We start from the raw sequence: 10,741 nt of genomic DNA on the forward strand, positions 1-10,741 counted from the left end.
CCAACCACCCGGCGGGCCCGTCGGCGATGAACGGGCCCGCCACCGACAACGCCCCTGATTTTGCCCTTGACCGCAAGCTGCTGCGCCGCCGCTTCGAACGCGCGGCCGCGACCTGCGACGACGCCGATGTGCTGGCGCGCGAGGTAGCCCGGCGCATGGACGAGCGGCTGGACTACATCCGCCTCGCGCCCCGCCGCATCCTCGATCTCGGCTGCGGCACGGGCGCCGACCTGCCGCGGCTCGGCGCACGTTTTCCCGACGCCACCGTGCTGGCCGCCGACTACGCGCCCGCGATGGTCGCACGTGCTGCTGCGCGGATCGCACCGCCGGCCGCACGTGCCGGCCTGCTCAAGCGCCTGCTCGGCAAGCCCGCCGCCACGCCACCGCACGTCGTCGCCGACGCCCGCAGCTTGCCCTTCGCCCGCGCCAGCCTCGGCCTGGTGTGGTCCAACCTGATGCTGCCGGCCGAAGATGACCCGCTCCCTGTTCTCCAGGAGATCCATCGCACGCTCGAAGTAGGCGGGCTGCTGATGTTCTCCACGCTCGGTCCGGACTCGCTGCGTGAGCTGCGCGCGGCGCTGCCGCAGAGCGCTGGCGAGCGCGTGCACCGCTTCATCGACATGCACGACCTCGGCGACGCGCTGATCAAGGCCGGCTTCAGCGACCCGGTGATGGACATGGAAATGCTCACCCTGACCTATACCGAGCTCGATGGCCTGCTGCACGACCTGCGCGCCACGGGTGCCAGCAATGCGGCCCGCGGCCGGCCGCGGGGTCTGTCGGGACGCCGTGGCTGGGCGGCGGCACGCGCCGCCTACGAGGCACTGCGCCAGAGCGGGCGCCTGCCCGCGACCTTCGAGATCATCCAGGGTCACGCCTGGAAGGCCGCCCCCAAGACCACCGAAGATGGTCGCAGCATCGTGCGTTTCCAGCCCCGCCCGCCGGCGCGTTGATCACCCCACGCCCACAGCGCTCACCCCCATGACCCTGCCCCCCGTCTGGCTCTTCGACCTCGACAACACGCTGCACAACGCCAGTCCGCACATCTTTCCGCATATCAACCGCAGCATGACCGCCTACCTCGAGTGCCACCTGTCGCTGTCGCGCGAGGAGGCCAATGCGCTGCGCATGCAGTACTGGCACCGCTACGGCGCCACCCTGCTCGGCCTGATGCGCCATCACGGTACCGACCCGCGACACTTCCTGAGCGAAACGCACCGCTTCGAGCGCCTGCACGAGATGATGGTGTTCGATCGCGCCCTGCGCGGGATGCTGCGCAAGCTGCCGGGACGCCGCTTCGTGTTCTCGAACGCGCCGCGCCAGTACGCGCTGGCCGCGCTCGACATCATGGGCGTGCACGACCTGTTCGAGGACGTCATCGGTATCGAGGATCTGGACTACCACCCCAAGCCCGGCATCCGCGCCTACCGCAGACTGCTGTCGTCGCGCCGCCTCAATCCGGCGCGCTGCATCATGCTGGAGGATTCGGCGGCGAATCTGCGCACCGCCAAGCGCCTGGGCATGCGCACGGTACTGGTCGGCGGCGGCCTGCGCACGCCGGCCTATGTCGATCTCAAGCTGGCCTCGATTCTCGACCTGCGCCGCAGTCTGGGCCGCCTGCTCGGCTGAGCGGCAACCGAGCCACGCCCTCCCCGCCGCTACCGCCCTCAGGCGACTGCCTTCATCCAGCGCGCGGCGTCGAGCGCGTAGTAGGTCAGGATGCCATCCGCGCCCGCACGCTTGAAGGCGAGCAAGGCCTCGAGCGCGCACGCCTTCTCGTCGATCCAGCCATTGGCTGCCGCGGCCTTGAGCATCGCGTACTCGCCACTGACCTGGTACACGTAGGTCGGCACCTCGAGCTCGTGCTTCACCCTGCGTACGATGTCGAGGTAGGGCATGCCAGGCTTGACCATGAACATGTCCGCCCCCTCGGCGATGTCGAGCGCGACCTCGCGCAGGGCCTCGTCGCTGTTGGCCGGATCCATCTGGTAGGTGTACTTGTTGCCCTTGCCGAGATTGCCGGCCGAGCCGACGGCGTCGCGGAAGGGGCCGTAGAAGCTCGATGCATACTTCGCCGAGTAGGCCAGGATGCGGGTATGGATGTGGCCCGCGGCGTCGAGTTCGGCGCGGATGCGCCCGACGCGGCCATCCATCATGTCCGAAGGGGCCACCACGTCCGCCCCCGCCTGCGCGTGGCAAAGCGCCTGCTTGGCCAGCGCCTCGAGGGTTTCGTCGTTCATCACGTAGCCACGCGGATCGGCGGCATCGATGAGGCCGTCCTGGCCGTGGCTGGTATAGGGGTCGAGCGCGACGTCGGTGATCACGCCCAGTTCCGGAAAGCGCGCCTTGAGCGCCTGGACGGTTCGCGGCACCAGGCCGTCCGGGTTCCAGGCCTCTTCCGCCCCCTCGGTCTTGCCCGCCGCGTCAATGACGGGGAACAGCGCCAGCGCCGGCACGCCGAGCCCGAGCGCCTGCTCGGCGACGGGCAACAATCTGTCGATGCTCACGCGCTCGACACCGGGCATCGACGGCACGGCCTCGCTACGGCCATTGCCATCGAGGATGAACACCGGATAGATCAGGTCGTTGGTGGTGAGCACCTGTTCACGCATCAGGCGACGCGAAAACTCGTCGCGACGCATGCGGCGCATGCGGGTAAGGGGAAAGGTTCCAGTGGGTCGCATCTTCTACTCTCGCAAAGTCGAATATCGGATTATCGATCAGAACGGGGATACGGGCGCAGGCTCAACGGCGTCGACACAGCCGGTAACGAGAACACAGCGGAACTTCCTGGCGGCTCAAAGCCTCATAACAGGCAGATGGCGTCCGGCCGCTTGCCGGCCATCTCCCGCTTCACCTCCCTGAGCGGGTGCCTCACGCCCGGTGAGGCATTTTGGCCCCCGACTAAGTCCCCTGGTCGGGGGCTTTTGTTTTCGCTGCGCTCGACCCTGCCAGCGCTGCGCCAGCCGCTGTCGGCAAGTCCGAAGAGGCCGCCAGCTCAGCCGCTGGGAGCTCGCCACTGAGCCAGGCAGCAATCACCCGCTCGGCCTCCTCGACGCCCGTCTTCTTGAGGCTGGAGAACAATTGCACCGTGACCTGCGGACCGAGCGGCCGCAACTGGCTGCGCACGTCCTGCAGCGTGGCCGCGGCCGCACCGCGCGACAGCTTGTCGGATTTGGTCAGCAGCACGTGAATCGGACGCCCCGAGTGCGCATACCAGTTGATCATCTGTCGATCGAGCGGGGTGAGCGGATGGCGCGAGTCCATGATCAGTACCAGGCCAATCAGACTTTCGCGCTTCTTCAGGTAGGTCTCGATCAGGCCCTGCCACTGGCGCCGAATCTTTTCCGGCACCGCCGCGTAGCCGTAGCCGGGCAGATCGACCAGCAAGGCGCCGCTGTTGAGCCGGAAGAAGTTGATGAGCTGGGTGCGCCCCGGTGTCTTCGATACATAGGCGAGCCGCACATGCCCGGCGAGGGTGTTGATCGCGCTCGACTTGCCCGCATTCGAGCGGCCCGCAAAGGCGATCTCGGGGCCGGAGGGGGGCGGCAGGCCCGCGGGCTTGGCGATCGAAATCTCGAATTGTGCGTTGCGGAAAAGAGGCATGAAAAAAAGGCTGAAAAGCCGACTGGCTGCGGGATAAACCCCACTCCGCATCGCGCAAGGGAGGTTTCGTGTTATAGAATACCGCGTTTGAAACAATCACTCACGGCTTTCCGAGGACATCATGATCAAGCGTTCCCTGCTGCTCTCGTCGTTGTTGCTGGTCGCCGGCGGCCTCCAGGCTCAGGACCAGGCTCCGGACCTCGCCAAGGCGAAACAGACCGCCGAGACGATATGCGCCGCCTGTCACGGTGCCGATGGCAACAGCCAGCTTTCGGCCAACCCGAAGATCGCTGGACAGCATGAAGACTACCTCTTCAAGCAACTGCGTGAATTCAAGGGCTGGAACGGCAACGCGCCCGTGCGCGAGAACGCGGTCATGACGGCGATGGTCGCCGGCCTTGAAGAAAGCGACATGCGCGCGCTGGCCAAGTACTACGCATCGTTCGAACTGCAGCCCGAGCCGGCGAAGAACATCGACACAATCGAACTCGGCCGCCACATCTGGCGCGCCGGCATCGCGTCCAAGGGCGTGCCCGCCTGTGCTGCCTGCCACGGTCCTGCCGGCGCCGGCATGCCGGCTCAGTATCCCCGCCTGTCGGGCCAGTTCGCCGAATACACCGAGGCGCAGATGAAGTCCTTCCGTGACGGCGTCCGCCACAACGACCCGAACAGCATGATGCGCATGATCGCCATCAAGATGACCGATCCGGAGATCAAGGCGGTCTCGGACTACGCTGCCGGCCTGCGCTGAGCGCGCACGACGGCATGTCACGCCGGGGTGGCAAGCGCCACTCGCTCACGTCGGTCCGGTGAAGCGCTGCCCGCGCCCGTCGGCGATGCACTGCCCGTGATTGCCCCCCACGCCTGCGGCGCGTCCTGACCGGCCCGTCCTCCCGCGGAGATCGACAATGACCCAGCCTGCGTCCGCCACCACCGACCCGGGCCGCAACTTCCTCGCTGTCGCCGAGGCCCGCGCGGCCATCCTCGATGGCCTGTCGCCCGTCAGCGGCTGGGAGCGGGTGGCGGTGCGTGCCGCGCTCGGTCGCGTGCTCAGCGCCGACGTCATCGCGCCCTACAACGTCCCCGCGCACGACAACTCGGCGATGGACGGCTACGCGGTGCGCGCCACCGACCTCGCCGCGGACACCGAGACCGCAGTGGCGGTGGTCGGTACCGCATTTGCAGGCCGGCCGTTCTCGGGCATCGTCGGCGCTGGACAGGCGGTGCGCATCATGACCGGGGCCTCGATCCCCGCGGGTGCGGACACCATCGTGGTGCAGGAAGTCACCCGCCGCGAAGGCGAGTGCGTGTTCGTGCCGCCCGGCCAGAAGAAGGGCCAGAACCTGCGCCACGCCGGCGAGGACCTGGCCGAAGGCAGCGTTGCCCTGGCGGCCGGCACGCGCTGCGGGCCCGCCGAGCTGGGTCTGATCGCCTCGCTCGGCATTGCCGAAGTCAGCGTTCGCCGGCCGTTGCGCGTGGCCTTCTTCTCCACCGGTGACGAGATCGCCTCGATCGGACGCCCGCTCGGTCCGGGCGAGGTCTATGACAGCAACCGCTACACCCTTTACGGCGCGCTGGCACGCCTGGGCTGCGAACTGCTCGACATGGGGGTCGTGCCGGACCGTCCCGAGGCGCTCGAGGCGGCCTTCCGTGAGGCTTCTGAGGCGGCTGACGTGATCATCACCAGTGGCGGCGTGTCGGTCGGCGAAGCCGACTTCATCCGCGACATGATGGCGCGCATGGGCGAGGTGGCGTTCTGGAAGCTGGCGATCAAGCCGGGCCGGCCGATGGCCTTCGGCCGCATCGGCAAGGCCGTGCTGTTCGGCCTTCCGGGGAATCCGGTCGCGGTCATGGTCACCTTCTACCAGTTCGTGCAGGACGCCCTGCTCACGCTGATGGGCGTGTCGCCGCTGCCCCCGGCCGCGCATTTTGCGGCCAGCGCGCGCTTTTCCCTGCGCAAGCAGTCCGGCCGCGTCGAATACCTGCGCGGCCGCCTGCAGCGCCAGGGCAGCGCGCTCTCGGTCGCCCTCGCCGGCGCCCAGGGCTCGGGCGTGCTGCGCTCGATGGCCGAGGCGGACTGCTTCGTCGTACTGGCCGAGGACTGCACCCAGGTCCAGCCCGGCGACACCGTCTACGTCCAACCCTTCCACGGCCTGTTGTGAGCAGCCACCTACATTGCCTACCGCCATGACCCAGGACGAACTCAAGCAGGCTGCAGCGCATGCCGCGCTCGACTACATCACGGACGGCGACATCGTCGGCGTCGGCACGGGCTCGACGGTGAATCACTTCATCAACGCCCTCGCCGGCATGCGCGCGCGCATCCGCGGCGCCGTCTCCAGCTCGGAGGCCAGTTCCGCCCGCCTGCGCGCGCACGGCATCGAGGTCTTCGACCTCAACGGCATCGCATCGCTGCCCGTGTATGTCGACGGCGCCGACGAGATCGACGCCAGCTTCGCGATGATCAAGGGCGGTGGTGGGGCCTTGACGCGCGAGAAGATCGTCGCCGCGGTGTCCGAACGCTTCGTGTGCATCTGCGATGCCAGCAAGCGCGTTCCGGTGCTGGGGCGCTTCCCTCTGCCGGTCGAGGTGATCCCGATGGCGGCGCGCCACGTGGCGCGCGAGCTGCGCCGGCTGGGCGGCGAACCGAAGACGCGCGAAGGCTTCATCACCGACAACGGCAATCTGATCCTCGACGTGCACGGCCTGGAGATCGCCGACCCGGTGGGCATGGAGACCCGCATCAACCAGATCGTCGGCGTGGTCACCAACGGCCTGTTCGCCGAGCGCGGCGCCGACGTGCTGCTGCTGGCCACGGCTGCCGGCGTCGAGCGCCATACGGCAAAGCCGGTCTGAGCGCCGCCGCACCGGGATGCAACAAAAGCTTAACAATCGCCTGTTAGCCTGCCTGCTTCCTGCATCGGACCATGGCAAAAATGACTGAACACACTTTCAAGCAGTTCGACGTCGAACTGGAAGAGATCCGTCGCGGCGTCCTGCAGATGGGCGGGCTCGTCGAGGCTCAGGTCGCGAAGGCGCTCGAGGGCCTACGCAACGGCGACATGGTCTTGCTCGACGCGGTGGTCGAAGGCGACAAGTCGGTCAACATGGCACAGATCAAGCTTGATGACGACTGCAGCCACATCATCGCCAAGCGCCAGCCGGCTGCCCGCGACCTGCGCATGGTGCTGACGGTGATCAAGACGATCGCCGATCTCGAGCGCATCGGCGACGAGGCCAAGAAGATCGCCAAGGCCGGCCGCCGCCTGCACTCGTCGGAGATCCCGTTTGCGCCGCGCGTCGGCCTCAGCCAGTCGGCCGGGACCGCGCTCGAGATGCTGCGCGCCGCGCTCGACGGCTTCGCCCGCGCCGACGGCAGTCGCTCGGACGAGATCAAGCGCAAGGATGCCGAGGTCGACGCAGGCTTCAAGGGCATCATGCGCCAGCTCATCACCTACATGATGGAAGACCCGCGGACCATCACGAACAGCCTGGAAATGCTCTTCATCGCCAAGTCGATCGAGCGCGTCGGAGATCACGCGATGAACATCGCCGAACATGTGGTCTTCATGGTGAGCGGCGAAGACGTCCGCTTCGAGAAAGCCCAGGCGAGCCTCGGCTCGCAGAGCTGAACGCCCTGCTCCAGGCCGCGTACCCATTGAAAAGGGGATGTCGCAGGACATCCCCTTTTTCGTGCCTGCTGCGACCGGGCGCTCAGGACTGCGGCGGCACGTAGCCGGCCACCTGATCGGCGCCGCCCTCGAAGAAGTGCTTCTCCATCTGCTCGGCCAGGTATTTGCGCGCGCGCGCGTCCATCAGGTTGAGCCGGTTCTCGTTGATCAGCATGGTCTGGTACTTGACCCACTGCTGCCAGGCCTCCTTCGACACGTTGTCGAAGATGCGCTTGCCGAGCGCGCCCGGCACGGGCGGCAGGTCCAGACCTTCGGCCTCGCGGCCGAGTTTCACGCAGTTAACCATCCGGGCCATGTTTCAATCCTCTCTGCTATCTGGTTCATCGGAGCTGTAACCGGGCATTCTAGCCGATTCGTCCTGTCGCGCCGCCCTGTGGCGGCCGCGCCGATACGGTCGCGCGGTTGCGCCCATCCCCCTTGGAGCGGTACAAGGCCTCGTCGGCCGCGGCCACCAGCGCCTCACCACCGAGCGCGTTGTCCGGAAAGCGGGCGATCCCCACGCTGGCCGTGACGCCCACCTCCTGCTCCTCGAAGCAAAAGCGCAGCGCCGCGACGCCCTCCACGAGGCGGTGCGCAAGTTCGAGCAAACCCTCGGCTTCCGCGTCTGGCACAAGTAGTGCGAATTCGTCGCCGCCCACACGGAACAGCATCTCGTTGCGGCGCACGATACGACCGACGCCCTGCGCGAGACCGACCAGCACCTCATCGCCGGCCTGGTGACCGAAGGCGTCGTTGATCGGCTTGAAGCCGTCAAGATCGAAAGCCAGCAAGCCAACGGCCGAACCACGGCGAGCCGCATCGGCCAGCATGCGCTCGAGCTCCTCGTGGAAGCGGCGGCGGTTGTACAAGCCGGTCAGCTCGTCGCGCTCGGCGAGCTCAACCAGGCGCTGCGAGATCCGTCGCGCCTCGGTCACGTCCTCGTAGATCCACAAACGGCCGATGCCCTGCCCTTGATCGCCGCCATGCACCACCGCCGAGCGATCGGTGACGATCCGGCCGTCGGCAAAGGCGAACTCGTACTCCTCGCTCACCGCGTCGCGGGCACGCACGACGGCATCGATATGATCAAAGTAGGCATCGGCGTCGGCCAGCACGCGCGCGGCCTGGTCCTTCAGCACGGCCTCGCGACTGCCGACCAGCTGGCTATCGGGCGCATAGCCCCAGATCTCGAGCATCGCGCGGTTGTGATACAGCACGCGCCGATCCTGGTCGATAAACAGGATACCGAGGCGGATCAGGTTGAGCAGGGCCGCCAGGCGCTGGCGCTCGTCGTTGCTGCGCAGCAGGTAGTGCTCACGCAGGGCCTGGGCACGACGCAGTTCGGCCACGGTCTCAAGCAGGGTGTACTCGGTCTCCTTGCGCGCCTGGATGTCCTCGGCCGACAGGCGCAGGCCGGCTCGGCTGCCCTTGTGGGGCTGGCGCCGGCGCCAGTGCATGGCCACCCACAGCACACGTCCATCGCGCGCCACAAGGCGCAGTTCGAAATCCTGCGGCAGGCCATTGTCCAGAACCTGTGCCGCCATGCGCCGACAGTAGTCGCGATCGGACTCATGCACGAGCAGCGCGATGACGTCGGCCGCAGCAAGGCATTCGGCCGGCGTGTAGCCGGTCAGGCGCTCGATGGACGGACTGATCCACGACAGGCGTCGATCGGCGTCGAAGCTCGCCTCGATACCGTGCACGCCGTCCATGAGCTCGCGCAGGAAGGCAAGCTCGTCAGGATGAGAGACCTTTCGCCCCCACTTCATAGGGTCTTGACGAAGACCTTGGAGCGCCGCTGCAGGTTGTAGAGTTCGCGCTTCTGGCGCGGCAGCGCCTCGGGGCCAATCTCGCTGAAACCGCGCTCTCGGAACCAGTGCGCAGTGCGGGTGGTGAGCACGAACAAGCGCTCCATCCGCTGCAGCCGCGCGCGGCGCTCGATGCGCCGGAGCAACTGGTCGCCCAGACCGGCGCGGCGGTATTCGGGCATGACCGCCAGGCAGGCGAGCTCGGCGGCGTTGTCCTCGCTGAAGGGATACAGCGCCGCGCAGCCGACCAGCACGCCGTCGTGCTCGACCACGGTGAAGCGCTCGATCTCCTGCTCGAGCAGCTCGCGCCCACGCCGCACCAGCGTGCCATCGGCCTCCATCGGAGAGATGAGCGACACCAGCGCCGCGACGTCGTCCACCGAGGCCTCGCGCAGGCGGAACAGCGGATCGCGCGACACCACCGTGCCGACGCCGGCATGGGTGAAGAACTCCAGCAGCAGACCACCGTCGAGGTCGCGGTCGATCAGGTGGCAGCGCGCCACGCCTTTGCGCACGGCACGGATCGCACTCGGCAGGAAGAAGTGCAGATCCTCGGTCAGTCCCTCGCCGGCATCGAGCTTGCGCTGCGCCTCGTCCGCGGTCACCGACTCGACGAGCAGCCCTTGCTCGTCGAGCAGGCCGGGCGCATCGCACAGATAGATGAGTTTCTCCGCCTTCAGCGCCACGGCCACGGCCTCGGCCACCTCCTCCATCGCCAGGTTGAAGATCTCGCCCGCCGGCGACACGCCCAAGGGTGTGATCAGGACCACGTTCTGCTGGTCGAGGTCGGCGTTGATCTCCTCGGCAATGATCTTGCGCACCGCGCCGGTGTATTGGAAGTCGATCCCCTCCACCACCCCCACCGGCCGCGCGGTGATGAAGTTGCCACCGGTGACGCGGATGTAGCTGCCCGCCATCGGCGTGTTGGGCAGCCCCTGAGAGAGCAGCGCCTCGACCTCGAAGCGCGTCACGGCCATGGCGGACTTCACGCACTCCAGCGCGTCCGCATCGGTGACGCGCAAGCCATGGTGGAAGCGCGACTCGAGGCCGCGGCGCGCCAGTTCGGCGTCGATCTGCGGCCGTGCACCGTGCACCAGCACCAGGCGGATGCCCAGCGCCGCGAGCAGGTTGCAGTCATAGGCCAGGCTCTGTGCCCGCGTACCGGCCGCCACCTCGCCGCCGAAACCGACGACGAAGGTGCGCCCGCGAAAGGCATGGATGTAGGGCGCGGCGCCGCGCACCCAGGCGACGAATTGCGCCGTGGTGTCATCCACTCGCGGCACGGTGGAAGCAGGAGGAGAGGTCTCGGGGCTGGAACTGTTCTTGTCGGCGCTCACGCGTTCACCGCTGCTGGGGCCGGGCACGACTGAAGGCGGCCCGGCAAACTGGAATCAATGGCCGATTCTAGCCCGGATCCTCCGCCAGAGTGCGCGCGGCAGCACCTCGAAACCCGCATGAAAGCGCGCGTGCAAGGCAGCGTGGCTGGCGTCGGTTGCGTGAAGCGGTGACGCTGGCGGGCGCGACGGCGATAACCGAAGTGCCGCGCCTCCCCTGCCCCGTATCGGGGCGACTCAGCCTTCCTTGTACGGCCCCGCGCCGAGCCCGATCGGCGCCGGCGCGGCGGCCACCAGCTTCGAGAAGAGCTGCGCGAAGTCC

11 protein-coding genes are annotated in these 10,741 nt (G+C 67.7%); 6 read left to right on the forward strand and 5 right to left on the reverse strand.

Translation table 11 applies throughout. From position 1 onward, the window contains the following. Window positions 1–26 precede the first annotated feature (26 nt). Window positions 27–953 carry a methyltransferase domain-containing protein gene (locus tag ACMV5O_RS18295; protein WP_416164822.1) on the forward strand — a complete coding sequence of 309 codons (927 nt, stop codon included), beginning with the start codon at window positions 27–29 and terminating at the stop codon, window positions 951–953. A gap of 28 nt (window positions 954–981) precedes the next feature. Next, window positions 982–1,629 carry a pyrimidine 5'-nucleotidase gene (locus tag ACMV5O_RS18300; protein WP_416164823.1) on the forward strand — a complete coding sequence of 216 codons (648 nt, stop codon included), beginning with the start codon at window positions 982–984 and terminating at the stop codon, window positions 1,627–1,629. Between the two features lie 38 nt (window positions 1,630–1,667). On the opposite strand, the gene hemB is transcribed toward ACMV5O_RS18300, so the two are convergent. After that, window positions 1,668–2,684 carry a porphobilinogen synthase gene (hemB, locus tag ACMV5O_RS18305; RefSeq protein ID WP_416164824.1) on the reverse strand — a complete coding sequence of 339 codons (1,017 nt, stop codon included), beginning with the start codon at window positions 2,682–2,684 and terminating at the stop codon, window positions 1,668–1,670. A 220-nt stretch (window positions 2,685–2,904) separates the two neighbouring features. Further along, on the reverse strand, window positions 2,905–3,606 hold the full coding sequence (yihA, locus tag ACMV5O_RS18310) for a ribosome biogenesis GTP-binding protein YihA/YsxC (RefSeq protein WP_416164825.1): 702 nt from the start codon (window positions 3,604–3,606) through the stop codon (window positions 2,905–2,907). Window positions 3,607–3,727: 121 nt separating this feature from the next. Here yihA and ACMV5O_RS18315 point away from each other — a divergent pair, with 121 nt between their 5' ends. The 4 genes from ACMV5O_RS18315 to phoU all read left to right on the forward strand — a co-directional run bounded on the left by ACMV5O_RS18315 (window position 3,728) and on the right by phoU (window position 7,238). Continuing rightward, window positions 3,728–4,357, forward strand: a complete 630-nt coding sequence (locus tag ACMV5O_RS18315; RefSeq protein ID WP_416164826.1) for a c-type cytochrome — start codon at window positions 3,728–3,730, stop codon at window positions 4,355–4,357. A 157-nt stretch (window positions 4,358–4,514) separates the two neighbouring features. After that, window positions 4,515–5,768: a gephyrin-like molybdotransferase Glp gene (glp, locus tag ACMV5O_RS18320; protein ID WP_416164827.1), complete on the forward strand. Its 1,254-nt coding sequence runs from the start codon at window positions 4,515–4,517 to the stop codon at window positions 5,766–5,768. A gap of 25 nt (window positions 5,769–5,793) precedes the next feature. After that, a complete protein-coding gene (gene rpiA / locus ACMV5O_RS18325; protein ID WP_416164828.1) occupies window positions 5,794–6,462 on the forward strand; it encodes a ribose-5-phosphate isomerase RpiA in 669 nt (222 codons plus the stop codon). An 80-nt stretch (window positions 6,463–6,542) separates the two neighbouring features. Further along, entirely contained in the window at window positions 6,543–7,238 is a 696-nt protein-coding gene (gene phoU / locus ACMV5O_RS18330; RefSeq protein WP_416164829.1) for a phosphate signaling complex protein PhoU, read from the forward strand. 82 nt (window positions 7,239–7,320) lie between these two features. Here the strand turns inward: phoU and ACMV5O_RS18335 are convergent, their stop codons facing one another. Genes ACMV5O_RS18335 through argA form a run of 3 tightly spaced genes read right to left on the reverse strand, consistent with a single transcriptional unit; the run spans window position 7,321 to window position 10,359 of the window. Further along, on the reverse strand, window positions 7,321–7,593 hold the full coding sequence (locus ACMV5O_RS18335; RefSeq protein ID WP_416164830.1) for an oxidative damage protection protein: 273 nt from the start codon (window positions 7,591–7,593) through the stop codon (window positions 7,321–7,323). Window positions 7,594–7,642: 49 nt separating this feature from the next. Continuing rightward, the gene (locus tag ACMV5O_RS18340) at window positions 7,643–9,046 is read right to left on the reverse strand and encodes a diguanylate cyclase (RefSeq protein WP_416164831.1); all 1,404 of its coding nucleotides are present in this window, start codon (window positions 9,044–9,046) and stop codon (window positions 7,643–7,645) included. Beyond that, the gene (gene argA / locus ACMV5O_RS18345; protein ID WP_416164833.1) at window positions 9,043–10,359 is read right to left on the reverse strand and encodes an amino-acid N-acetyltransferase; all 1,317 of its coding nucleotides are present in this window, start codon (window positions 10,357–10,359) and stop codon (window positions 9,043–9,045) included. Before argA ends, ACMV5O_RS18340 begins: the two co-directional genes overlap by 4 nt. Window positions 10,360–10,741: the final 382 nt, after the last annotated feature.

This window comes from Thauera sp. WH-1 (assembly GCF_047806685.1).
Lineage (GTDB): Bacteria > Pseudomonadota > Gammaproteobacteria > Burkholderiales > Rhodocyclaceae > Thauera.